The following is a 23,148-nucleotide window of genomic DNA, read 5'->3' as shown; positions in this document are numbered from 1 at the left end:
GAAGTGTCAGCGCTGCACCTTCAGGCCGAGATAGACGCTGTTGGCGACATAGTCGCGACCGGGAAGGTTGCTGGTGAGCTTCTCCGTCCTGATTCTTGTGGTGAGGCCGGCATAGCGGTTCAGCCACCAGGTCAGGCCGGCCTCGGCGCTCAGGACCAGATCGTGGCCATCGGAGCCGATGTAGTCGCGCCAATCGAGCCCCAGCGCTGTATTCGCCGTCAGGTTGGCGCGGACCTGCCGCTCGCCGGTGAGCCGGCCCGAATAGAGGAGGTCGCCGCTCTCGTTAGCGATGGTCGTGGTCTCGACCGTGGTTCTTCCGGTCAGTCCGATGATGGTGCCGCGCTCGGGCGACCATCTGAGGTCGGCGTTGACGTAGGGCCCCGCAATCGCCGGCAGACGGTCGTCGTCGATGCCTTCGCGCAGCCATCCGACGGAGAACTCGCCGGAGAGCTTCTCGCGCATGTCGAGCTCGACGCCGGCACGCGCGCCGAGCCGCGTCGAGGAGCGCTCGAAACCGTTGCTGTCGAGGCGCAGATCGTAGATCCGCCGGCCGGCTTCCACCTCAAGGAATGGCGTCATGGCCGGTGAGACCTGGTAGCCGGTACGCAAGGTCGCAGAGTAGAGTGTCGAGTCGCGATCCTTCAGCGACAAGACGGTGCCGTCCGAGAGCTTGGCGTCGCCGTAGAAGTCATGCGAGACCGCGCCGGTCAGCGCGTAGCGCATCTTGCCGACATCCTTCTCGATGCCGAGGCTGCCGTCGACCGTCTGCCGCAGCGGCTGTGAGGTGACGCCGGCAATCGCATCCGGCGAGGACGCCGATTCCGGCACCGCTTCATACCCGAGCTTGGCGATGGCGCGCAGTTCATTGTCGAGGTCGACAGTGAGCTGGCCTTCGATCCGGCCCTGCGCATCGTTGATCTTCTGGCCCGAAAGCGTGTTGCGAAAAAGGCCGTAGCCGTCGACGACGGCCGAATTCTCGCGCCAGTCGGAGGTGGCGGAGAAACGCAGCGCGGTTTCGGACAGCACAGCCGACCTGCCGCCGGCGCTGGCATCGGCATTGGAAGTCGCGGTGAGGCCTTGCTCGAGTGTCGGACGGAAGACAAAGGTCCCGACCTTGATGCCGGGGGCGGCGAAGGCATCGTCCTCCAGCTTCACTTTCTGGCCCTCGATCGATCCTGTGCGCTCCGCGCCGGGATCGAGCTTCTGCCGGTCGACGCTGTCGATGGTGACGGCGCGGCGGTTCGCGCCGTCATCCTCGGTGGCCGCCGTTTCGGCCGGATCGCCGGTGGCGGCCTTGGCCGTGCTGTCGGCCGTCTGGCCAGGCTTCTTCTTGGCGTTTTTCTTGTCGGCCGCCTTGGCATCGCTTTTCGCGTTGGCACCCGCCGCGCCCTGCCTGGCAGTCGAAGGCCGGCGTGGCGCGGCCATTGTTTGATTGTCGGCGAAGGGGTCGTCGGTGGCTTGCGGCTGGTCGAATATGCTGCCCGCCGCGCCCCCGGTCTGGTCGTCGTCGGGCACCGCGCCTGGGCTTGCTGGCTCATAAGGGTTGGCGGTCGTCTGGTCCTCAGCCATCTGGGTCGCCGGAACCGCTTGATCCAGCGATCCCTGCGCGCGCAATTGTCTCGCCTTGCGTTGCTGGTCGGCCAGGATTGCCGATTCGGAGACCTCGCCGCGCAACTCAGTTTCTTGCGAAAATGCCGGCACGGTGCGCAGCAAGGCGCCAATGCTTGCCGTCAGCAAAAGCGCTGCAACGGCAATGCACTTCCGGCCCTTTTTCGTATCTGGCTCGCCCCCGGACATCATCACCACTGCTTGCGCGGCGCAGGCGCGCCATACTTACCGGACCGTAAATGCGGATGGTTAACGGAGGGTTGAAACAGGCCAAGGGCCCTTGTCCGCGACGCACGCGAGACGGGAATTCCGTTGGACAGGCGGGCGACATGGCGCTAATGGCATCTGCCATGCACGCGGGGTCCTCAGAAAGAAAGCAGCCGGACAGGCAGGCAGCGATTGAATCGGCGCTGAGAACGGTGGCGACGGAGCAGGCCGGCATGGCCGCGCTTGCAGCCGCTCTCGGCAACGGCTTGTCCGAACCGTTCGCTGCCGCAGTGGATGCCATCGCGCGTATCGAGGGCCGCGTCATCGTCACCGGCGTCGGCAAGAGCGGGCATATCGGCTCAAAGATCGCGGCGACGCTCGCCTCGACCGGCACGCCTGCCTTCTTCGTCCATCCGGCCGAGGCCAATCACGGCGATCTCGGCATGATCGCCGGGGACGACGCCATCATCGCCATGTCTTGGTCGGGCGAGAGCAAGGAACTGATGGGCATCGTCGCCTATTCCAGACGCTTTTCGATCCCGCTGATCGCCATCACCTCGGGCGAGAATTCGGCGCTGGCGCGCGCCGCCGACGTCGTGCTGTTGCTGCCGGCCGCGCCGGAGGCCTGTCCCCACGGGCTGGCGCCGACGACATCGGCGCTGCTGCAGCTGGTCATGGGCGACGCGCTGGCGATCGCGCTGCTCGAGGCGCGCGGCTTCACGCCGGACCATTTCCGCACCTTCCATCCCGGCGGTCAGCTCGGCGCCAATCTGATGCAACTGCGCGAGATCATGCATGTCGGCGAGCGGCTGCCGCTGGTGCCGTCGGGCACGGGAATGCGCGAAGCGATCGTCGAACTGTCGCGCAAGGGTTTTGGCTGCGTGGCGATCACCGGCGCCGACGGTGCGCTGATCGGCATCATCACCGATGGCGACATCCGCCGCCACATTGCCGATGATCTTCTGTCGATGAACGTCGATGAGGTGATGACAAAGAAGCCGAAGACGGCTGCCCCCGACACGCTGGTGGCGACGGCGCTGCAGACGATCAATACATCGGCCATCACCAGCCTGATGGTGGTCGAGGCCGATCGCCCCGTGGGGCTGGTGCATCTGCACGATCTGCTGCGCATCGGCGCCGCCTGAGATGGGCGAGACTCAGGACACGCAGGCCTGATTCCCAAACGGCTTCAGAATAGGAAACCCGCAAACTCAGACGGCCTCCACCGTCAGCTCCAGATCGGTGTCGGCGGCGCCGGTCACACGCACCTGGGTGCCGACGGGCAGGTCCGGGCCGGAGACACGCCACAGCGTGTCGCCGAGGCGGATGCGGCCGCGGCCATTCTTGATGGGCTCGGCCAATGTCGCCGTGCGGCCGACCATCTGAGCGCCGCGGCGGTTGAGCAGCGGCTGGTCCGCATTGACGGCACGATCGCCCACCAGCTTCTTGCCGACGAAGGCTGAGACCAGAGAGAGCACGAGGAAGGCGAGCACCTGGAGCTGCCAGGTCCAGAAGGCAGCGTCCCAAATCAGCAGCGATACCGCGCCGATGATCAGCGCGGCGATGCCGATCCACAGCATGAACACGCCGGGCGCCACGATTTCCATCACCAGCAGCACGAAGCCGAGGACCATCCAGTTCCACGGCCCGAGTTCCGAGACGATGCGATCGATCATTGACGTTCTCCCACCCAGATGGCGTGACTCAATTGTCCGACGGTCGCACGAGCGGCGTGCGCGCCCCCTGACGTTGCGGGCCGGAAGGGCCGTCGGCCTTGAACACTTCGCGGGCGATCTCGCCGATGCCGCCGAGCGAACCGATCAGCGATGAGGCTTCGAACGGCATGAGCACGATCTTGTTGTTGCTGGACGAGCCGATCCTGGCCAGCGCCTCGGTGTATTTCTGCGCGATGAAGTAGTTGATCGCCTGCACGTCGCCCTTGGCGATGGCTTCCGACACCACCTGGGTCGCCTTGGCCTCCGCCTCGGCGGAACGCTCTCGCGCCTCGGCATCGCGGAAAGCGGCTTCCCTGCGGCCTTCGGCCTCGAGGATCTGCGACTGCTTCATGCCTTCGGCGGCCAGGATCTGGGCGCGCTTGTCGCGCTCGGCGATCATCTGGCGGCTCATCGAATCCACCAGATTGGCCGGCGGGTTGATGTCCTTGATCTCGACGCGGGTGATCTTGATGCCCCACGGGTGCGCGGCCTCATCGACGACGCGCAGCAGCCGTTCGTTGATCGCATCGCGGTTAGACAGCAATTCGTCGAGATCCATCGAGCCCATGACGGTACGGATGTTGGTCATGGTGAGGTTGAGGATGGCGTTCTGCAGCCCGGAGACCTGATAGGCGGCCTGCGGGGCATTCAGCACCTGGTAGAAGGCGACGCCGTCGACGCCGACGATTGCATTGTCGCGGGTGATGATCTCCTGCGTCGGGACATCGAGCACCTGCTCCATCATGTTCATCTTGGCGCCTACGCGCTCGAAGATCGGGTTGATGATGTTCAGGCCGGGCGTCAGCGTCTTGGTGTAGCGGCCGAAACGCTCCACCGTGTAGTTGTAGCCCTGCGGCACCGTTCTGATGCCTTTGAAAAGAAGGATGATGACGAGGAATACAAGAACAATGATGGCAATATCGAAACCGCTAAACCCCATTTCGTTTCTCCCTCAAAAGGCGGCGACCTCGCGGAATCACTTAAGTGTGTTTCCGAAGCGTTACAATCAGGTGATCGCGAATATTGGTTAGCGAAGGCTGTTGCGAACCGGTTTCGACGCCTATTATTGGACGTCAGACCCAGCCTGACAGTTCCCGCCGCACCAGCGCCTCGATCACCGCCATGCCCTCGGCGCTGTCGTTGAGGCAGGGGATGTGGGCGAAGTTCTTGCCGCCGGCATGGTGGAATGTCTCGGCGGCCTCGCGGCCGATCTCGTCCAGCGTCTCGATACAGTCGACGGAAAAACCCGGATTGACGACCGCGATCGATTGGACGCCGTCCTTCGCCAGCTTCTCGACAGTGACGTCGGTGTAGGGCTGGAGCCATTCCTGGGCGCCGAAGCGCGACTGGAAGGTGGTGATGAGCTTCTTCTCGTCCCAGCCGAGCCTTGCCCTGAGCAGCCGCGTCGTCTCGAGGCAATGCGCCTGATAAGGGTCACCCTTGTCGGAATAGGGTTTTGGGATGCCGTGGTAGGAGGTGATCACTACCTCCGGCGCGACATCGAGCGTCGCCAGGTTTTGCTCGATCGAACGGGCGAGGGCGTCGATATAGACCGGCTCGTCATAATAGGGCGGCACGCTGCGGATCGCCGGCGCTCGCCTGATCTTCATCAGCGCCCGGAACAGCTGGTCGTTCGCGGTCGCCGTGGTCGTCGCCGAATATTGCGGATAGAGTGGAAAAGTGAGGATGCGCTCGCAGCCCTGCTCGACCAGCCGTCGGAGGACGCTGCCGGTCGAGGGATTGCCGTAGCGCATGGCCCAGTCGACCACGACGTCCGGCAAATCAGCAAGCGCAACCGCGAGCTTCTCCGCCTGCGAGCGGGTGAAGGTGCGCAACGGCGACTCGTTCTTCTCCCGATTCCAGATCCTGGCGTAGTTGGCGCCGGACTTTTTCGGTCGCGTTGTGAGAACCAGCCCATAGAGGATCGGATACCAGATCGCCTTGTTGAGCTCGATGACGCGCGGATCGGAGAGGAATTCTCTGAGATAGCGCCACATCGGCTTGAAATCGGTGCCGTCGGGCGTGCCGAGATTGATCAGCATGATGCCGATCTTGCCCGCTTTCACCGGCGCGGCACCCGCCGGCGCCGGACCGGCGGTCTTGGCGGCTTTCGCATCGGCAGGATTGGCAAGCGTCATCGACGGTCTCCGGTTGTCGGTGCGAAAACTAGCGATGCCATGCCGGTTTTGGAATGCTGCGTCTGGACGCACCTTACCGCGTTTGCGTCTGAAGACGGAACACCCGTCCGGTCTCCCGGACGGGCGCCATGAACTTCCGGCGAAAGATTACTTTGCGGCCGGCGGAATGGTCAGCGTTGCTCCGAGCGGCAGACGGCGCGGCCTGTAGTCCTTGTTGGCCTCGGAGATCAGCTTCCATTTGCTGCCGTCGCCATAGTTTTTCTTGGCCAGATCCCAATAGGTGTCGCCGGCGGCAACCACATGGCTGGTCTCTGGGCTGGCCTCCGGACCGGTCGCGGCCGGCTTGGCCTCGGCGGGCGCTGTTTCGGCCGGCTTGGCGGATTCGGTCGCAGGGGCGGCGGTCGCCGGCGCAGTCTCGGCAGGTTTTGCTGTCTCCGACGTTGCCGGTGCCGTCTCGGTCGGAACGGCCGGCGGCGTCCCGGCGATGTCGCCGGAATTGGACGGCAAAGCCGGCATGGCAGGCTCGGTGGCCGCCGGCGCCGTCTCGGCCGGCTTCGCGGGTTGGGCGGCAGGCGGCGTCGTGGCGGTCTCGGCAGGTTTTGCCGGCTCCGCGGCCGCTGTCGTGGCGCCGATCTCGGTGATGCGGCCGTCGAGCTTCGGCGTGTAGGGGCGGTGCGCGCCGAGATAGTCGGCCACCACCTGCTCCAGGCCCGGGCCGTAGTCATAGGCGTCCGTGGCCTTTTCGGCGAAGACCTTGTAGCCGTCGCCGCCCTGGCGGACGTAGTTGTTGGTGGCGACGAGATACTGCTTGTCCGGATTGATCGGCACCCAGGCGCCGTTCTCCATCACCTCGACCGATTTGACGCGGCCGGCATTGGGCGCGACCGACTTGTCGAAGGCATATTTCAAGCCGGCCACCTGCGGGAAGCGGCCGGCGCCGTCCTCGACCTGGCTGACGCCGCTTTCGAGACCGGCGACCAGGTCCTTGCCGGAGATCTTGAAGGTCGCCAGCGTGTTCTGGAACGGCAGCACCGTCAGCACTTCGCCCATGGTCACGGTGCCCTGGTCGATCGAGGCGCGCAGTCCGCCGCCATTCGAGATGACGATCTCGACGCCCTGGCCCTTGACCCGATCGAGGACGGCGTCGGAGACGAGATTGCCCATTTCGCATTCGCGGGTGCGGCAGCTTTCACGACTGCCATCGATCGGCTTGGTGGTCTCCGCCACTTCCTTGTTCTTCAGCGCCTCGATCGGCGCGCCAAGCTCCTTGATGCGGGCGAGCACCGCCGGATCGGGCGTGATCGACTTGTCGAGAAAGATCGGGTCGCCGCTGGCCGACTTGACGGCGCCGTTGTCGTCGAACACGACCTTGAATTCGCCGAGATATTTCGAATAGGACGCCGCCTGCACCACCGGCACCTTGTAGCCGTCGGGGTTGTCGACCATCGTCGGGTAGGGGCCTGCCGCCTTCGGATCGGTGTTCGACAAAAGCGTGTGGCTGTGGCCGCCGACCACCACGTCGACGCCGGGGATTTTCGCGATGACGTCGCGCTCGCGGTTGTAGCCGATATGGGTGACGGCGATGATCTTGTTGATGCCCTGCGCCTTCAGTTTCTCGACCTCGGCGGTGATCGACTTGACGTCGTCCGCGATGGCAATGTTGGGGCCGGGCGAGGCGAGTTCCGGAGTGTCGTTGGTGACGGCGCCGACGATGCCGATCTTCTGGCCGCCGACCTCGACCACGATGGACGGCTTGACCTTGCCGTGGGCGCCGGACTTGTCGTTGGGCACGACGTTGGCGCTGACCACCGGGAACTTCGCCTTGTCGAGATAAGGCACAAGCGCGCTTTCGCCATCGTCGAACTCATGATTGCCCAGCGTCACCGCGTCGGGCTTGAGCTGATTGAGGAATTCCTCCTCCGCTGCTCCCTTGTAGGTGATGTAGAACAGCGATCCCTGCAAGCTGTCGCCGGCATTGAGCAGCAGCACGTTCTGACCTTCGAGCTTCTTGCGCTCCTGCGCGATCGCCGTGACCAGCCGGCCGGCGCCGCCAATGCACTCGCCTTTGGTCTCCTCCTCCGCTGAACAGGTCGACTCGTATTTGTTGTTGCCTTCGATGCGGCTATGCCAATCGTTGAAATGCAGGATGTTCAGCGTGTAGTCGGCAAAAGACGCTCCGGCCGAGAGGCCAAGTGCTGATGCGGAAAGGGCGGCAATGGCGGCAAATTTCTTCATTCTCGTCTCCCGGATGAGCTGACTTGAAGTGCTTGAAGCCCTCGCTTGGCTGGAAGGTAACAGTCAGCTTCGGGTCATGTTCACATCGCGTTTTGGCCGATGCAAGCGGAAATCGGGAGGAGGTTTGCCGGCACAAAAAAGGACGGCGGCTCGCGCCGCCATCCTCAACAAAGTCGATCTCTGCCTGAGCTCAGGCCCGGCGCGTCAGCACGAAATTCTGACCACTGGAGCTGGTGCAGTTGAGCTGGCTGGTAGAGACCATCAGGCAGTTGAAGCTAACCGGCGTCTGGCGGATCAGCGAGGTGCCGTGGATCTCGACCGAGGTCGCGCCGGTCATGGTGTAGCTGCCCTCGGACAGCTTCTGGCCGGTATCGGTCGCGACGGTGGTGAAGCTGCCGGCCGCGAAAGTCGAGAGGCCGGTGCCCTTGGCGTCGATCCAGTTGCCCTCGACGCCCTTGGGCGCCGCTGCGATCGGCTCCGAAGGGCCGGTGGTGGTGCAGGCGGCCGCGGCCAGAAGGCTTGCCGCGGCGCCTGCCGAAAGCAATTTGCGCGCAATGGTCATTTAGAATCCTCTTCTCTCGCGTCGGCCCGAAAACCGATCTCCGATCTTCGGAAAAGCACGATGCGTGCATTCAAAGTGCTAGAGTACTTTGTGCGTCCGAAGGAACGCCCGTTTCTCTAGGCCGCCCGTCTTCAATCGCCCGATTTCCGGGCGATTGCAAGGTGGAGACGCGGGTAGGCTTGGCTGCTATCGCACCAGGATGTTGCGGAACTGCCACGGATCGTCCTTGTCCAGATCCTCGGGGAAAAGCCCCGGGCGATTATCGAGCGGCGTCCAGTCGGTGTAGTAGCCCCTGACCGGCCCGAGATAGGGAAGCTGCACTTCCAGGCAGCGCCGGTAGTCCATCTCGTCGGCCTCCACGATGCCGGCCATCGGATTTTCCAACGCCCAGACCATGCCGGCGAGCACCGCCGAGGTGACCTGCAGGCCGGTGGCGTTCTGGTAAGGCGCCAGCTTGCGCGCCTCGGCCAGCGACAGCTGTGAGCCGTACCAATAGGCGTTCTTGGCATGGCCGTAGAGCAGCACGCCGAGCTCGTCGACGCCGTCGACCAGCTCGTTCTCGTCGAGCACGTGATGCACCGGTTGCGCCTTGCCGGCGGCGCCGAACATCTCGTGCAGCGACAGCACGGCATCGTTGCAGGGGTGATAGGCATAATGGCAGGTCGGGCGATACTGAACCTTGCCCTTCTTGCCGCGCACGGTGAAGAAGTCGGCGATCGAGATCGCCTCGTTGTGGGTCACCAGGAAGCCATATTGCGGGCCGGGCGTCGGGCACCAGGAGCGCACGCGCGTGTTGGCGCCCGCCTGCTCCAGATAGATCGCCGCTTGCGAGCCGTGCTTGTGCTTCTTGCCGTTCTTCGGCGTCCAGGTCTCATGCGTGCCCCAGCCGAGCTCGGCCGGCTGCAGGCCTTCCGAGATGAAGCCCTCGACCGACCAGGTGTTCCAGAATACGTCCATCGGCTTCGGCTTCTTGGTGCGCTGGGTATCGCGCTCGGCGATGTGGATGCCCTTGACTCCGGCCTTCTTCATCAGCTTCGCCCAGCCCTCGCGGTCGTGCTCCGGCGGGACCACAAACTCGAGCCCGAGATCGTTGGCGAGGTTGACCAGTGCCTGCTTGACGAACCAGGAGACCATGCCAGGATTGGCGCCGCAGCAGGAGATCGCCGTAGTGCCGCCGGGAGCCTTCTCCTTCTCCTGGCGCACGCTCTCGCGCAGCGCGTAATTGGTGCGCGAGGCATTGTCGGCCTTGTCGTCGAAATAGAAGCCGAGCCACGGCTCGACCACCGTATCGATATAGAGCACGCCGAGCTTGCGGCAGAGCTTCATCAACTCGAGCGAGGAGGTGTCGACCGACAGGTTGACGCACATGCCCTGACCGCTGCCATTGGTGAGAAGCGGGGTCAAAAGCTTCTTGTAGTTCTTCCTGGTCACCGCGTCCTGAACGAAGGCGATGCCGCGCTCGTCGAGCAGCATGCGGTCGCTGTCGCGCGGGTCGATGACCACCATGCGCGACTTGTCGAACTTGAAATGGCGTTCGATCAGCGGCAGCGTTCCCCGTCCGATCGAGCCGAAGCCGATCATCACGACAGGGCCGGTGATTTCACCGTAAACGGGCCAGTTCTCATTCGCCATTTTTTCGTATACTCCTTCAAACATGGGAAAGTCCGGCATTTTTCGCCGGTAGCCCTACATCACAGATCATTGCCACAAACCAGCGAAAACCGCCAACCGACGGCCAAACCGGCCTGGCGGTTTGGTTAAGCCACCATGGCCATGCCGGCGAGGTACGAAACCAGCCGGTCGCGGTCCGCGCTCAAACCCTTGTAGTCGAGCTGCGCCTGATCGAGAGCATTCAGCTGGTCGGCGAAGGAGGCCGCAAGCGCGACCTTGTCGGGGTGACGGGCAAGCACCGCCAGCGGGTCGAGATGGATGCGAATGGTGAAAAGGATGTCGCGCGACACCGGCAGCTTGCGCAAGGTCTGACGCTCGACGCGAATGAAGGCATGGGCGTTGATGTCACCATCCGAAAAACGCGTCGGACGGTTCGTGGCACGGTCGATGCGCTCCCCGTTGGAAAGCGGATGATAGAGCGCGTCGCCCGCCTGGATCGACCAGTTGAAGCGCTCGACCGGTTGGCCCTGCAGGCCGTCGAACATGCGGTTGATGAGGTCGGCAGGCCGCGTGCCGGGGCCGAAGCCGGGCACGGGCGCGTGGATCTGTTGCAGCGGCTTGCCGAATTTCTCCTGGAGCGACCAGGATGACGGAAAGCAGAGCGAGCCGGCGGCGAGCCGCCAGCCGTTATCGCCGCGGCGCATGATAATCAGGTCTTCCTGCACCAGCAGGGACGCGTGGGCGAGCGGCGCCTTGTTCAATTCGGGCGGCAGCGCGTTGCTCGCGCTTTCGAGGCCCACGACCTCGACATCCGAGCCGGCACCTCGGTGGGTCTCGGGATGTTTTGCCGGAAGATAGCCGGCGAGAAGGTCGAACACTTCTTGCTGTGCATCGCGAGTCTCTTCCTCCTCGACAAAAATCTTTTCCGGGATCTCCGCGTAAAGCCGCCGCTTCTCGGCGAGATGGGGCAGAAGCAAATGATCGACCTCGATCCAGCGGTTGAGCTCGAGCGGCTTCAGGCCGATGGTGAAGAGCTTTGAGGACCCGTCATAGGGCGTATGGGTCGGTTGGCGAATGGTCATGCGTGCCTGGTGCTATCCAGTTGATGTCTCCCAGCCTCAATCAGCCGAGTTGCGCCGGGATCAATCCGCGCAGTGAGTTGCCGACGAAGATCGCCTGCGCCGACTTCAGATCGTCGAAGGTGTAGATCGCTTCCGCGGCGCGGCCTTCGTCCAGAAGCTCGCCGCGCAATACTCCAGGCAGCAGGCCGCAATCAAGCCGGGGCGTCACCAGCACCCCGCCGCCGAAATCGGCGAACAGATTGGTGATCGTGCCTTCGCAGAGTTCTCCGCGCTCGTTGGCGAGCAGCACTTCGTCGGCGCGGGTGGCGAGGTATTCGGCCCGCGCCTGTTGGTAGGTGTCGCGGCGGCTGGTCTTGTGACGCAGCAACAAGTTACCGGAATCGAGCCGGACCCGCGCCAGCTGCAGACGCCATGCCCTGCCCGCGGGAAGCTGCTCAAAGGGCTGCGCGGCGACTGTCGCCTCGCCGTTGCGCTGCAGCGCAAGCCGGGTGCGCAAAGCGATCCGCTGCCCGCCGATCGCGTTCTTCAGCACCTCGCCGATCCGATGCGGATCGCAGGCAAAGCCGAGTTCCGCGGCCGAGGCATAAAGCCGCGCAAGATGGCGCTCGAAGCGCAGGAAGCCCGAGCCAGGCTCCCAGCGCAGGGTCTCGATCAGCTCGAAGTCGGCACGGTTCCCGTCGCGAAGCGCGCTTTCAGAAGACACTCCCGGTACTCCTCCTCGGCGGTGGAATCGAAGACGACGCCGCCGCCGACATTGTAGACAGCCTCGCCGTCGGCAAAGAGCGAGATGGTGCGGATCGCCACCGAGAACCGCATCGTGCCGCCGGGCGCGACCCAGCCGATGGCGCCGCAATAGACGTCGCGCGGCACGACCTCCAAATCGTGGAGGATCTCCATGGCGCGGATCTTCGGCGCGCCGGTGATCGAGCCGCAAGGAAAGAGTGCTGCGAAGACTTGGCGAATACCGATATCCGGCAGGAGCTTCGCCCGCACCCGGCTCACCATCTGGTGCACCGTCGGGTAGGTCTCGATGCGGAACAGCTCAGGCACTTCCAGCGTGCCGACCTCGCTGATCAGCGAGATGTCGTTGCGCAGGAGATCGACGATCATCCGGTTCTCGGCCTGGTTCTTCTCGTCGTTGCGCAGGAACGCCTTCAGCCGCGCGTCCTCGGCCTTGGTGGCGCCGCGCGGCGCCGTGCCCTTCATCGGGTGCGTCTCGATCATACCGTCGGCGTCGATCTGGAAGAAGAGTTCCGGCGAGCGCGACAGCACGATCGGATCGCCGAACGAGATCAGCGCGCCGTATTTCACCGGCTGGCGCCCGGTCAGCGCCTCGAAGGCGGCAAGCGGATCGCCCGACCATTGCGCATGGACCGGAAAGGTCAGATTGCCCTGATAACAGTCGCCCTTGCGAATATGGTGGTGGAGGCGCGCGAAGCGGACGGCGTAGTCCTCGGCGGACCAGGAAGCGCGGGCGTCGAAGATCGGTCCGTTGCTGGCGGGGCCTTCATTCCGCGGCACAGCCTGTTCGAGCGGCGCATCGAAGACACCGAGACAGATCAGCGGCGCGCGGCGGCCCTCTGGCAGCAACGGCACCAGTTTCGGCTCCAGCAGGTAGCCTGCCTCATAGGAGAAATAGCCTGCCAGCCATTTGCCCGCGTAGGAGGCGGCCTGTGCCGCTTCCAGCGCCGGCGTGAATTCGTCCGCGGTTCGCGCCGTGATGACCTCAAGCGGCCCGTCAAAGACGAGCTGGCGGCCGGTCTCGTCATTGCGGAATATTGCTGAGGGCAGGGACATAAGCCTTGGATGGGTCGATTAAGTCGATCGCTCTATATGGGGGCGCGGCGAGGCGCAATCGAGAGAGCGGCGTCGGAGGGCGTAAAGGCATCTGGTCCAAAGCAAAAACGGCGCCCAATGGACGCCGCCTGCGCTGGGAAGACACAGCGAGATCAGTTGTTGTTCGAGGTCGCCGCCGTGGGGAATCGGCTAGCGAATTCGGCCTCGTCGCCCGCGGCCAGCAGTTTCGCCTGCTCGATCCATTTCTCGCGCGCGATGCGGCCGTCGAAATTGAGCACCTCCTCGACGCGCTTGACGTCGGCATCGGTCCAAGCGGCGATCTGGGCATAGGACGTGACGCCCTGCGCCTTGAGCAGCTTTTCATTGACCGGGCCGATGCCGATCAGGCGGCGCAGATTGTCCGCCTTGCCGGTGGTCGCCTTCGGGGCGGCGGCTTTCTTCGGAGCCGGCGCCTTCTTTGGCGCCGCGGCGGCCGTCTTTGCCGCTGCCGGCTTGGCCGCGGCGGATTTGGTCGAAGCCGATTTTGCCGCTGACGGTCTTGCAGATGAGGATCTGGCTGGGGTCGGGGTCGACATCAGCGCCGCAGGCGCCGGCGCGGAGGCTTTGTCGGTTCCCGCCTTGGCGGAAGAGGTCGGCGCTTCGCGCAGCTTGCGTTCGAGATCGGCGCGGCTGCGGCCGCATGCGTCGAGCTCGCCGCTCAGGCGGTAGGTATCGGCGCTAAACCGGTCGCGTTCGCTCTTGGCGCGACCGAGTTCGCCGCGCAGGCTGTCGAGCTCTCCACGCAGGCGGCCCCAGATGAACCAGCCAACCAGGACACCGACAACGAACGCCAGGAGCATATAGAAGAAAGTGCTCATTTCCCTCTCCAGTCCGATCGGGCAGCGCCGACCGCAATGGCGGCCTTGCCGCAAGGATCGTCAATCGTTCCGCGCGGGGCGGAACCGCCCCTCCAATCGCTGGCGGCTGGCTCTCCTCCGGCTGCGGCCCGACGGCCGCTATCGCTCTCGCTGAAGCAACGCCAAGGCCCCTCTGGCCCTGCTGTCGCCTCCGGCTGAGCTTGGGCCTGACGCTAGCACATGGCCTGCGCAAAGCTAATTGAAAAGTGCGGTGCAGAGTTACTGAAGAACAGCACAAATATGCGTTCCGGCCAAATTGTTCCGGTTATTGCTGCCGGCCCGAATACCTGTCATTTATCGAGCGCCTCCAGCTCGTCGATCAGCGCGCCGATCACACCCAGGCCGATCTGCCAGAAGGCCGGATCCGTGGCGTCGAGGCCGAAGGGCGCCAGCAGTTCCGAATGATGCTTGGTGCCGCCGGCGCGCAGCATCTCGAAATACTTCTCCTGAAAGCCGCGCTCGGCGTTCTGGTAGACGGCGTAGAGCGAGTTGACCAGGCAGTCGCCGAAGGCATAGGCGTAGACGTAGAAGGGCGAGTGGATGAAGTGCGGGATATAAGTCCAGAAGACCTCGTAGCCATCGCGCAACTTGATCGCCGGCCCCAGGCTTTCAGCCTGCACCTCAAGCCAGAACTGGCCCAGCCTGTCCGAGGTCAGCTCGCCGTTGCGGCGCTCGGCATGCACCTTGCGCTCGAACTCGTAGAAGGCGATCTGGCGCACGACAGTATTGATCATGTCCTCGACCTTCTGGGCGAGCATGGCCTTGCGCTCGCGCTTGTCGGAGGTCTGGTCGAGCAGCGAGCGGAAGGTCAGCATCTCTCCGAAGACGGAGGCCGTCTCGGCCAGCGTCAGCGGGGTGGACGCCATCAGCGCGCCCTGGTCGGCGGCCAGCACCTGGTGAACGCCGTGACCCAGCTCATGCGCCAGCGTCATCACATCGCGCGGCTTGCCCATGTAGTTGAGGAGCACGTAGGGATGCGCCGATGGCACAGTCGGGTGGGCGAAGGCGCCGGGCGATTTGCCCGGCCTGACCGGCGCATCGATCCATTTGCGATCGAAGAATGTCCGCGCGATTTCCGCCATCTTCGGCGAGAAACGCTGATAGGCTGACAGCACCGTGTCCCTGGCGTCGTCCCACCGGATCACCGACTGCGGGGTCTCGGGTAGCGGCGCGTTGCGGTCCCAGTGGTTCATGACGTCCATGCCGAGCCAGCGCGCCTTCATCTGATAGTAGCGGTGCGAAAGGCGCGGATAGGCTTCGCGCACGGCCGCGGCCAAAGCATCGACCACGCCGCGTTCGACGCGGTTGGCGAGATGGCGTGAATCGGCGATGTCCTCGAAGCCGCGCCAGCGGTCGGAAATTTCCTTGTCCTTGGCCAGCGTGTTGGTGATGAGCGTGAAGGTGCGCAGGTTCTTGCGGAAGGTCGCGGCGAGCGCCTCCGAGGCGCGGCGGCGCACTTCGCCATCCGCGTCCTGCAGTCGGTTCAGCGCCGGCTCCAGCGTCAGCTCCTCGCCGTCGACGTCGAAGCGCAGGTCGGTCATCGTCTCGTCGAACAGGCGGTTCCAGGCGCCGCGTCCGGTGACCGACTTCTCGTGGAACAACTGCTCGACCCGATCCTCAAGCTGGTACGGCTTGTCCTTCCTGAGATCGAGCACCCATGGGCGATAGTGGGCGAAGGCCAGGTCGGCCGCGAGTGCTGCTTCGATCACCGCGTCGTCGATCAGGTTGAGCTCCAGCGCGAAGAACAAAAGATGCGCGCTGGCATCCGTCATCTTCTCCTGAATGTCGCCATAGAGCTTGGCGCGCTGCGGATCGGCGGTGTTGCCGGCATAGACAAGCCCGGCATAGGAGACGATGCGGCCGATCAGTTCCTCCAGCGCCTCGTAGGCCTTCAGCGCCTCGCCGAGCCGGCCGGCGGCGCCACGCTCGGCTTCGGCGGCCAACGTGCCCTTCCAACGGACCTCGAAGGCAATGGCGTCGCTTGCCGCCCGGGCGATGTCACGCTTCAGCTCCGGCGCTTCCATGCCGGAATAGAGATCGGCGAGATTCCACTCCGGCAGATCGCCGAGCTCCGCCGCGGCCTGGCCAGATGCCGTCGCCGCAAGCCGCTGACCAAACATCATGCGCATCGACAATACCTTCTTCGAATCAACGGGAAAGGAGAAGCCGGTCAAATCCTAAGGAATTCGTTCACCGGGTTTTTTGAAACCTTATTTAGAACCCTGTGCCAAGATGATCCATGGGGATTTATCGGGCGGATAATTCAAAGAGTCATGACAGGTTCCGTACTCATAGTCGATGACGATCCCGTGCAGCGCAGGCTGCTCGAGGCGGCGGTGACGAAATTCGGCCACAGCGCCATCGTCACCGACGGCGGCGAGGCTGGCCTGGATGTGCTGGACGGACCGAAGGCGCGCGATGTGTCGGTCGTCATCCTCGACCTGGTCATGCCCGGTCTCGACGGCATCGGCGTGCTGAAGGCGATGCGCGAGCGCGCCATCAATCTCCCGGTCATCGTGCAGACCGCGCAGGGCGGCATCGAAACCGTTGTCTCGGCCATGCGCCACGGCGCTTTCGATTTCGTCGTCAAGCCGGCCTCGCCCGACCGGCTGCAGACCTCGATTTCCAATGCTTTGAAGGTCGAAGCGGTCGAGGACGAGGTGAAGCGCACGTCGCGGCGTCGCGGCGGCCATCTCACCTTCAAGGATCTGATCACCCGCAGCCCGGCGATGGACCGGGTGATCCGGCTCGGCCAGAAGGCGGCGGCCTCCAACATTCCGATCCTGATCGAGGGTGAATCGGGCGTGGGCAAGGAGTTGGTGGCGCGCGCCATCCAGGGCAGCGGCGACCGCCGCTCGAAACCCTTCGTCACCGTCAATTGCGGCGCCATCCCCGACAATCTGGTGGAATCGATCCTGTTCGGCCATGAGAAGGGTTCCTTCACCGGCGCCACGGACAAGCACACCGGCAAATTCGTCGAGGCGCATTCGGGCACGCTGTTCCTGGACGAGATCGGCGACCTGCCGCTCGACGTCCAGGTCAAGCTGCTGCGCGCCGTGCAGGAGGGCGAGGTCGACCCGGTCGGCGGCCGTTCGACCGTCAAGGTCGACATCCGGCTGATCTCGGCGACGCATCGGAATCTTTTGCAGCAGGTCAAGGACGGCAAATTCCGCGAGGACCTATTTTATCGCCTGAACGTCTATCCGATCTTCGTGCCGCCGCTGCGCGACCGGCGCGAGGACATCCCCCATCTGGTCAGGCATTTCATGGAGAAGGTGGCGCCGGCCGATCCGCGTCATCGTCTCACCGGCATATCGGCCAAAGCGCTGGCGATGCTGCAGGCCTACGATTGGCCGGGCAACATCCGCCAGCTGGAAAATGCGGTGTTCAGGGCGTCGGTGCTCGCCGAAGGCGAATTGCTGACCGAAGAGGAATTCCCACAGATCCGCGCGCAGGTCGAAGGCACGGTGAAGCTCGATGCCGAGCCTGCGACTGCCGTGGCACCGGTCGCGGACGAGCCGCAGCCGGGCGATCAGGCCGTCTCCAATGGAGCGGCGGCAGGTTCGCACGAGGCCGAGGCGCGGGCGCGGCTGCAGCCGCGATTCGGCACGCTGAGGGCCTTGGACGAGCGCGGCAATGTGCGGGCGCTGGCCGATGTCGAGTTCGAGATGATCAAGCTTGCGATCGACCACTATAACGGCCAGATGAGCGAGGTGGCGCGCCGCCTCGGCATCGGGCGCTCTACGCTCTACCGCAAGTTGAAGGAATATGGCATTGACCCCGAAGCGGGTCGGCTTGATCGACTTGCCTCTTGAGACGCAAGCCCAGCCCAGCCTACCGGTTTATATTCCGACTTAAATCGTCGCTTTTTCGTTTCTGAAGGCGCTTTTTCAGTCGCTTGCGTGTTCGCGATCACGCATTTAACGCAATCGGTAACAGATTGTGTTTGGGCCAAAGCCGAATTCTCGATCTAAACCAGCGATTTACCACGAAACGTGGTGCATCATTTTTGACGGGATATCGCCACGGTGTTACCGCATTTCGGCTCCAATAAGCGATGATTAACCATTAGGATCGATATTCGGATGTGAGAACCACGCATCCGTTTGGGCAAATCCGGGGACAAACGGCAGCCTGCAAGGCCTTTTGATTTGAACCAAGTCGAACGACACACGAACGGGCGGCATTTTCACATGAGCGTCTGGCCACGGTGGCTGACGTTTGTGATTTTGGCCGTAGGGTTCCTTTCGGCAGCCGCCTCCGGCGCGAAAGCCGAAGTCCGTTCGCTGAAGCTCTATCACCTGCACACGCACGAAAAGGCCGAGATCGTCTACAAGCGTAACGGCCGCTACGTTCCCGAAGGCCTGCGCAAGATCAACATCATCCTGCGCGACTGGCGCCGCAACGAGCCGACCAAGATGGATCCGCGGCTGCTCGATCTGGTGTGGGAGGCCTACCGGCAGAGCGGAGCGACCGACTACATCCAGGTCGTCTGCGGCTATCGCTCGCCATCTACCAATTCGATGCTGCGCAGCCGCAGCCGCGGTGTCGCCGAGAAAAGCCAGCACATGCTTGGCAAGGCGATGGACTTCTACATCCCCGGCGTGCCGCTGAAGAAGCTGCGCAACATCGGCCTCAAGATGCAGGGCGGCGGCGTCGGCTACTATCCGAATTCCGGTTCTCCGTTCGTCCACATGGATGTCGGCAATGTCCGCCACTGGCCGGGTATCAGCCGTCAGGAACTGGTCAGCCTGTTCCCGAACGGCAAGACGCTGCACGTGCCGAGCGACGGCCGGCCGCTGCCTGGCTATGAGCAGGCTCTGGCCGCCTACAAGGCGCGCAAGGGCGCCGGCACCCCCAATATCGAGCTGGCCAGCGCCGGCGGCTCGACCAAGCGGTCCGGCGGACTGTTTGCGGCCTGGTTCGGCGGCGGCGACGACGAGGCCGACGACAGCGCCGATGTCGCGAGCGCCCAACCCGCACCCCAGCCGAAAGCTGTGAAGCAGGTGGCGGCCGCCAACAGCGGCAACAGCGGCAGCCTGCCGGGCATCGCGATCGTCTCGCCGCAGAATGCCAAGCGCGCCAACATCCCGCAGATCGCCGATGACAGCTCGGACGATTCGCAACCGCAGCAGGACACGCCCGAAACCATCATTGCCGCGCTGCCGCCGAAGGAGGTTCCTCTGCCCGCCTTCGCGCCGAGGCCCAAGGCCGATGTCGGCCAGCAGACGGCTGAAAACGTGCCGTTCGCCGTGGCGGACGCCTCGGCCACGGCTGAGCAGGCGGTGGCGACGGCGCATGCTCCGGCCAACGTACCGTTCGGCATGGCCGCCGGCGCGGCGCAGGCCGCAGCCGATCCCGCGCAGGGGGCGTTCAACAATGTTCCGCTGCCGACGAGGCGGCCCGATCTGCCGAGGGAACTTGCGCCCAAGGACAAGGGCGTGCTTCTGGCGCTGGCGGAAACCGCCTCGCAGGACAAGAGCGCGACCGATGCCTTCTCGGTGCTGCCGACCGCGCGGCCCGACACGGGCAAGCCGGATGAGATCAAAGCGGTGCTCGAGCAGGCCAGCGCGACCACCGTGGCCGGCTCGAGTGGGGCCGAATACGAAGTCGCTTCGCTGACTGCACCGGAGCCACGCTCGGCATTCAACGATCCGTCGGGTCTCGATGCAGCTTCGCCGCGTCAAGCCATTGCCGCACGCCCCGCCGGCACCGATCCGGCGCAGGCGATCGGCGCCGGCGTGAAGACGACGCGCAAGGAGGCCAGGGCGTCCGCCAACGACCTGAAGCCCGGCCCGAAGGCAATGGTGGTGGCAACGCCGCCGCAGGCAGCGCGCTGGGCGCTGGGCAGCGGCGACAACATCGCCACCGTTTCCGATCCGACCACGGCACCGCGCTATGCCTACAATATCGTGCACACGCCGCCGAGCGAGGTCTACACGGCCGGCTTCCAGACGGATGCGCAATTGCCGGACGCCAGCCGGTTCACCGGCAACGCGGTGAAGTTCCTTTCGGTCGCCCGCTTCCAGACGAAATAACGAGCCTGCCAGTGCCGCAACAGCCGCGTTGAACAACAGCGCGGCTTTTGCTTTTTATCACGGCAGCATAGTTTGAACGGCGCGGGTTTCCCGCGTGCCCTTTTCCCGCTTCGTCTAACGGTAGGACAGCGCCCTTTGAAGGCGTGAATCGTGGTTCGAATCCATGAGCGGGAACCAGCCGGCGGCTGGTTTTCGGCCCGCACCGGCATGCCATCACGCACGCTTAAACTTCTCGTGAGACCGGAACGGGCCGCGCTTTTTAGGGTTAGGATGCGTTCGTTCCAAACTGGGGATATTCATGAAGAAGATTCTATTGGCGTCAGTTCTCGCTCTGGCCGCGGCATCGGCTGCCGTGGCTCCAACGCAGGCCGAAACCGTTATCGTCAAGACCGGCAAGCATCACTGCAGAACCAAGGTGGTCACCCATTGGGTTCACCACCGCAAGGTCGTCGAGAAGGTCAAGGTCTGCCACTGACCGCATGTCCAGCGCTGGAGCGGTTCAGCGTTTGATAGACCGCTGAACCGCTCCAGGTTGTTCTTTACACGATCCGCACGGAAGAACCGGTGCCCACTCTTCCTGGAATTGCGTTAGGCGAGCTTGCTCGCCTCGCGCGCCAGGGCTTCGATCTCATCCCATTTGCCGGCCTTGATGAATTCGTCGGGCGCCACCCACGAGCCGCCGACGCAGATGACGTTGGGGAGGCTCAGATAGTCGGCGGCGTTCTTGGCCGTTATGCCGCCGGTCGGGCAGAATTTCACGTCGGCGAGCGGCGAGGCGAAGGCCTTCAGCGATGCGATGCCGCCCGACTGTTCGGCCGGGAAGAATTTCAGGAAGCGCAGGCCGGCTTCGCGCGCGGCCATGATCTCCCCGGGGGTGATGGCGCCGGGCAGCAGCGGCACGGGGCTGTCCTTGGCCGCGTCGAGAAGCTGGCTCGTAATGCCGGGGCTGACGATGAATTTCGAGCCGGCGCGTGCCGCCTCGTCGAACTGCTTGGCATCGAGAATGGTGCCGGCACCGACAACCGCATCCTCGACTTCGGCCGCGACGCGGCGGATCGCTTCCAGCGCATCGGCGGTGCGCAGCGTGATCTCGATCGCCCTCAAGCCGCCGCGCGACAGAGCGCGGGCGAGCGGCACGGCGTCGGCGACATTGGCGATCTTGAGCACCGGGATGACCGGCTGGCCGTTGAGGAGCGACAGAAGCTTTTCGGTCCTGCTGGTCATTGGCTTGTCTCTCCGTTTCGATCGATTTCAACCGATTAGCAGAAGGGGTATTCCGAGTCCACGAAGGCGGGCGTGTCGCAATGTCACGCGGCCCGTCCGCTCCGCCTTGAAACGGCTTTCAGCACGGTCTAGTGGCATGGGCATGACAACCAAGGAAATTCAGCCGGTCCGCGTTGCCGCGCTCTACAAGTTTGCGCGGCTCGACAATTACCAAGCGCTGCGCGCGCCGCTTGCCGCCTTCTGCTGCGGACGCGGCATCAAGGGCACGCTGCTTTTGGCGCATGAGGGCATCAACGGCACGGTCGCCGGCAGCGAGGCAGCGATCGCCGAGCTTATCGATCACCTGGAGGCGATCGAAGCGCTTGCCGGCCTGGAAGTGAAATACAGCACCGCCGCCGAGATGCCGTTCCACCGCATGAAGGTGCGGCTGAAGCGCGAGATCGTCACGATGGGCGTCGACGATCTCGATCCGGCGAGCAGCGCCGGCACCTATGTCGCGCCGGCCGATTGGAACGCGCTGATCTCGGACGCCGACACGTTGGTCATCGACACGCGCAACGCCTACGAGGTTTCGATCGGCACCTTCAAGGGCGCGGTCGATCCCAAGACCGCCAGCTTTCGCGAGTTCCCGGGCTGGGTCGAAGAGCACCGCGACAAGCTCGAAGGCCGCAAGGTGGCGATGTTCTGCACCGGCGGCATTCGCTGCGAGAAGGCGACCGCTTACGTGAAGTCGCTGGGCTTCAGGCAGGTCTTCCACCTTAAGGGCGGCATCCTGAAATATCTCGAAGAGGTGCCGGCCGAAGAGAGCCTGTGGCAGGGCGAATGCTTCGTCTTCGACGAGCGGGTATCGGTGTCGCATGGCCTGGCCGAGGGCGAAGCCGAACTCTGCCGCGCCTGCCGCCATCCGCTCACCGTCGAGGACCGGCTCTCGCCGAAATATACGGTCGGCGTCTCATGCCCGCATTGCTTCGAAGCGCGCTCGGACGAGGACCGCGCGCGCTACGCCGAGCGCCATCGCCAGGTGGAACTCGCGCATGCGCGGGGCGCCAAGCGCCACATCGGAAGCTGAGCAGCCCAGGTTTCGTCAAATCATCCGCCCGTTCATTGTAATGTCAATGCGCGGGGCCTACGTCTTGCCGATCCGAAACCCCGCCCGGGCGCATTCGGCCGGGCCAATTCTGGAGGCATTGATGCTCGACCCCAAGAAGCTGCTCGACGACCTTTTCGGCTCGCAAATTCCCGGCACGGGATCGACCGTTCGCGACAAGGCGGGGCAGGCGGTGCAGATGGCGAAGGACAATCCGCTCGCCGCCGGCGCGCTGGCGGCGGTGCTGCTCGGCACCGGCCCCGGTCGACAGGTGACGGGCGCTGCCATGAAGCTCGGCGGCCTGGCAGCCATTGGCGGCCTCGCCTACAAGGCCTACCAGAACTACAAGGCCGGCAATGTGCCGGCACAAGAACCCGTGGCCGGCGAGCCCGAGTTGCTGCCGCCGCCCAAGGACACCGCCTTCCATCCCTCGCAGGCGCCGCAGGGCGAGGCCGAATTCACGCTGACCCTGGTGCGGGCGATGATCTCCGCAGCCAAGGCGGACGGTCACGTCGATGACGAGGAGCGGCAGAAAATCGCCGACAAGCTCAAGCTCGCCGGCATCGGTGCCGAAGCGGAAAAATTTCTGCTGGATGAGCTTGAACGCCCGCTCGATCTCGACGTCCTGATCACCGGCGCCAAGACCGATGCGCAGAAGGTTGAGCTCTACACCGCCTCGCGCCTTACCATCGATCCCGACACCCGCACGGAGCGCGGCTATCTCGACCTGCTAGCCGGCCGCCTCGGCCTGCCGGACGCGCTGGTCGACCATGTCGAGGCGACGGTCTCGGCGGCGAAGGCGCCGGCTTGAACCGCGCCCGATCCGCGCCAGCAAATTGCCGGTTGGTAAACGGGCATGGGACGTGCTGCTGGCCGTTAATCTTTCGTTAACCCAGCAAGCGCATCATTCTAACCAGTCGGACCGGCTTATCCTCCTCCCAAGCGCGG

Annotated in this window: 19 protein-coding genes and 1 tRNA gene; 7 read left to right on the top strand and 13 right to left on the bottom strand. The window is 64.3% G+C overall.

Annotated elements, in window-relative coordinates; genetic code table 11:
* Positions 1-6: 6 nt before the first annotated feature.
* On the bottom strand, positions 7-1,797 hold the full coding sequence (locus P9228_RS13495) for an outer membrane beta-barrel protein (protein ID WP_278053862.1): 1,791 nt from the start codon (positions 1,795-1,797) through the stop codon (positions 7-9).
* A 161-nt stretch (positions 1,798-1,958) separates the two neighbouring features.
* On the opposite strand from P9228_RS13495, the gene P9228_RS13490 reads away from it, so the two are divergent.
* Positions 1,959-2,960 carry a KpsF/GutQ family sugar-phosphate isomerase gene (locus tag P9228_RS13490; RefSeq protein ID WP_278054077.1) on the top strand — a complete coding sequence of 334 codons (1,002 nt, stop codon included), beginning with the start codon at positions 1,959-1,961 and terminating at the stop codon, positions 2,958-2,960.
* A 66-nt stretch (positions 2,961-3,026) separates the two neighbouring features.
* Here P9228_RS13490 and P9228_RS13485 read toward each other — a convergent pair whose 3' ends face one another.
* The 11 genes from P9228_RS13485 to P9228_RS13435 form a co-directional block, all read right to left on the bottom strand.
* A complete protein-coding gene (locus P9228_RS13485; protein WP_067325928.1) occupies positions 3,027-3,491 on the bottom strand; it encodes an NfeD family protein in 465 nt (154 codons plus the stop codon).
* Between the two features lie 28 nt (positions 3,492-3,519).
* A complete protein-coding gene (locus P9228_RS13480; protein ID WP_067002512.1) occupies positions 3,520-4,470 on the bottom strand; it encodes an SPFH domain-containing protein in 951 nt (316 codons plus the stop codon).
* 133 nt (positions 4,471-4,603) lie between these two features.
* The gene (gene hemH, locus P9228_RS13475; RefSeq protein ID WP_127240930.1) at positions 4,604-5,668 is read right to left on the bottom strand and encodes a ferrochelatase; all 1,065 of its coding nucleotides are present in this window, start codon (positions 5,666-5,668) and stop codon (positions 4,604-4,606) included.
* Between the two features lie 147 nt (positions 5,669-5,815).
* Positions 5,816-7,903, bottom strand: coding sequence for a 5'-nucleotidase C-terminal domain-containing protein (locus tag P9228_RS13470; protein WP_278053860.1), 2,088 nt, complete (start codon positions 7,901-7,903; stop codon positions 5,816-5,818).
* Between the two features lie 190 nt (positions 7,904-8,093).
* Complete coding sequence (locus P9228_RS13465) at positions 8,094-8,465, bottom strand: hypothetical protein (RefSeq protein ID WP_067002507.1); 372 nt, start codon at positions 8,463-8,465, stop codon at positions 8,094-8,096.
* Between the two features lie 186 nt (positions 8,466-8,651).
* Positions 8,652-10,097 (bottom strand): homospermidine synthase, encoded by a 1,446-nt coding sequence (locus tag P9228_RS13460; protein WP_095823421.1) that lies wholly within the window; start codon positions 10,095-10,097, stop codon positions 8,652-8,654.
* A 125-nt stretch (positions 10,098-10,222) separates the two neighbouring features.
* A complete protein-coding gene (locus P9228_RS13455; RefSeq protein ID WP_278053859.1) occupies positions 10,223-11,158 on the bottom strand; it encodes a DUF3445 domain-containing protein in 936 nt (311 codons plus the stop codon).
* A gap of 40 nt (positions 11,159-11,198) precedes the next feature.
* Positions 11,199-11,861, bottom strand: a complete 663-nt coding sequence (locus tag P9228_RS13450) for an aminotransferase class IV family protein (RefSeq protein WP_278053858.1) — start codon at positions 11,859-11,861, stop codon at positions 11,199-11,201.
* Entirely contained in the window at positions 11,810-12,955 is a 1,146-nt protein-coding gene (locus P9228_RS13445) for an aminodeoxychorismate synthase component I (protein ID WP_278053857.1), read from the bottom strand. The genes P9228_RS13450 and P9228_RS13445 overlap by 52 nt, the downstream gene beginning before the upstream one ends.
* A gap of 152 nt (positions 12,956-13,107) precedes the next feature.
* Positions 13,108-13,812, bottom strand: coding sequence for an NADH dehydrogenase (locus P9228_RS13440; RefSeq protein ID WP_067325955.1), 705 nt, complete (start codon positions 13,810-13,812; stop codon positions 13,108-13,110).
* 329 nt (positions 13,813-14,141) lie between these two features.
* Positions 14,142-15,980: a M3 family oligoendopeptidase gene (locus P9228_RS13435; protein WP_278053856.1), complete on the bottom strand. Its 1,839-nt coding sequence runs from the start codon at positions 15,978-15,980 to the stop codon at positions 14,142-14,144.
* A 144-nt stretch (positions 15,981-16,124) separates the two neighbouring features.
* On the opposite strand from P9228_RS13435, the gene P9228_RS13430 reads away from it, so the two are divergent.
* From P9228_RS13430 to P9228_RS13415, 4 genes are all read left to right on the top strand, one after another.
* Complete coding sequence (locus tag P9228_RS13430; RefSeq protein ID WP_127324715.1) at positions 16,125-17,666, top strand: sigma-54 dependent transcriptional regulator; 1,542 nt, start codon at positions 16,125-16,127, stop codon at positions 17,664-17,666.
* Positions 17,667-18,044: 378 nt separating this feature from the next.
* The gene (locus P9228_RS13425; protein WP_278053855.1) at positions 18,045-19,889 is read left to right on the top strand and encodes a DUF882 domain-containing protein; all 1,845 of its coding nucleotides are present in this window, start codon (positions 18,045-18,047) and stop codon (positions 19,887-19,889) included.
* A gap of 103 nt (positions 19,890-19,992) precedes the next feature.
* Positions 19,993-20,066: transfer RNA gene (locus P9228_RS13420), tRNA-Gln, on the top strand.
* Positions 20,067-20,187: 121 nt separating this feature from the next.
* Positions 20,188-20,364: a hypothetical protein gene (locus P9228_RS13415; protein WP_082980697.1), complete on the top strand. Its 177-nt coding sequence runs from the start codon at positions 20,188-20,190 to the stop codon at positions 20,362-20,364.
* A 113-nt stretch (positions 20,365-20,477) separates the two neighbouring features.
* On the opposite strand, the gene P9228_RS13410 is transcribed toward P9228_RS13415, so the two are convergent.
* Positions 20,478-21,113 (bottom strand): 2-dehydro-3-deoxy-phosphogluconate aldolase, encoded by a 636-nt coding sequence (locus P9228_RS13410; protein ID WP_095800467.1) that lies wholly within the window; start codon positions 21,111-21,113, stop codon positions 20,478-20,480.
* Between the two features lie 136 nt (positions 21,114-21,249).
* Here P9228_RS13410 and P9228_RS13405 point away from each other — a divergent pair, with 136 nt between their 5' ends.
* Both P9228_RS13405 and P9228_RS13400 read left to right on the top strand, forming a co-directional pair.
* Positions 21,250-22,182 carry a rhodanese-related sulfurtransferase gene (locus P9228_RS13405; RefSeq protein ID WP_278053854.1) on the top strand — a complete coding sequence of 311 codons (933 nt, stop codon included), beginning with the start codon at positions 21,250-21,252 and terminating at the stop codon, positions 22,180-22,182.
* Between the two features lie 121 nt (positions 22,183-22,303).
* The gene (locus P9228_RS13400; RefSeq protein ID WP_067002750.1) at positions 22,304-23,011 is read left to right on the top strand and encodes a tellurite resistance TerB family protein; all 708 of its coding nucleotides are present in this window, start codon (positions 22,304-22,306) and stop codon (positions 23,009-23,011) included.
* Positions 23,012-23,148: the final 137 nt, after the last annotated feature.

The organism is Mesorhizobium sp. WSM4898, assembly GCF_029625845.1.
Classification (GTDB): Bacteria; Pseudomonadota; Alphaproteobacteria; order Rhizobiales; family Rhizobiaceae; genus Mesorhizobium.
Note: the sequence above shows the minus strand (reverse complement) of the source record. Positions and strands in the feature narration are given on the sequence as shown.

Coding starts and splice junctions, on each gene's coding strand:
- P9228_RS13495 (WP_278053862.1), bottom strand. CDS start 1,797: ATGTCCGGGGGCGAGCCAGATACGAAAAAGGGCCGGAAGTGCATTGCC.
- P9228_RS13490 (WP_278054077.1), top strand. CDS start 1,959: ATGCACGCGGGGTCCTCAGAAAGAAAGCAGCCGGACAGGCAGGCAGCG.
- P9228_RS13485 (WP_067325928.1), bottom strand. CDS start 3,491: ATGATCGATCGCATCGTCTCGGAACTCGGGCCGTGGAACTGGATGGTC.
- P9228_RS13480 (WP_067002512.1), bottom strand. CDS start 4,470: ATGGGGTTTAGCGGTTTCGATATTGCCATCATTGTTCTTGTATTCCTC.
- hemH (WP_127240930.1), bottom strand. CDS start 5,668: ATGACGCTTGCCAATCCTGCCGATGCGAAAGCCGCCAAGACCGCCGGT.
- P9228_RS13470 (WP_278053860.1), bottom strand. CDS start 7,903: ATGAAGAAATTTGCCGCCATTGCCGCCCTTTCCGCATCAGCACTTGGC.
- P9228_RS13465 (WP_067002507.1), bottom strand. CDS start 8,465: ATGACCATTGCGCGCAAATTGCTTTCGGCAGGCGCCGCGGCAAGCCTT.
- P9228_RS13460 (WP_095823421.1), bottom strand. CDS start 10,097: ATGGCGAATGAGAACTGGCCCGTTTACGGTGAAATCACCGGCCCTGTC.
- P9228_RS13455 (WP_278053859.1), bottom strand. CDS start 11,158: ATGACCATTCGCCAACCGACCCATACGCCCTATGACGGGTCCTCAAAG.
- P9228_RS13445 (WP_278053857.1), bottom strand. CDS start 12,955: ATGTCCCTGCCCTCAGCAATATTCCGCAATGACGAGACCGGCCGCCAG.
- P9228_RS13440 (WP_067325955.1), bottom strand. CDS start 13,812: ATGAGCACTTTCTTCTATATGCTCCTGGCGTTCGTTGTCGGTGTCCTG.
- P9228_RS13435 (WP_278053856.1), bottom strand. CDS start 15,980: ATGCGCATGATGTTTGGTCAGCGGCTTGCGGCGACGGCATCTGGCCAG.
- P9228_RS13430 (WP_127324715.1), top strand. CDS start 16,125: ATGACAGGTTCCGTACTCATAGTCGATGACGATCCCGTGCAGCGCAGG.
- P9228_RS13425 (WP_278053855.1), top strand. CDS start 18,045: ATGAGCGTCTGGCCACGGTGGCTGACGTTTGTGATTTTGGCCGTAGGG.
- P9228_RS13415 (WP_082980697.1), top strand. CDS start 20,188: ATGAAGAAGATTCTATTGGCGTCAGTTCTCGCTCTGGCCGCGGCATCG.
- P9228_RS13410 (WP_095800467.1), bottom strand. CDS start 21,113: ATGACCAGCAGGACCGAAAAGCTTCTGTCGCTCCTCAACGGCCAGCCG.
- P9228_RS13405 (WP_278053854.1), top strand. CDS start 21,250: ATGGGCATGACAACCAAGGAAATTCAGCCGGTCCGCGTTGCCGCGCTC.
- P9228_RS13400 (WP_067002750.1), top strand. CDS start 22,304: ATGCTCGACCCCAAGAAGCTGCTCGACGACCTTTTCGGCTCGCAAATT.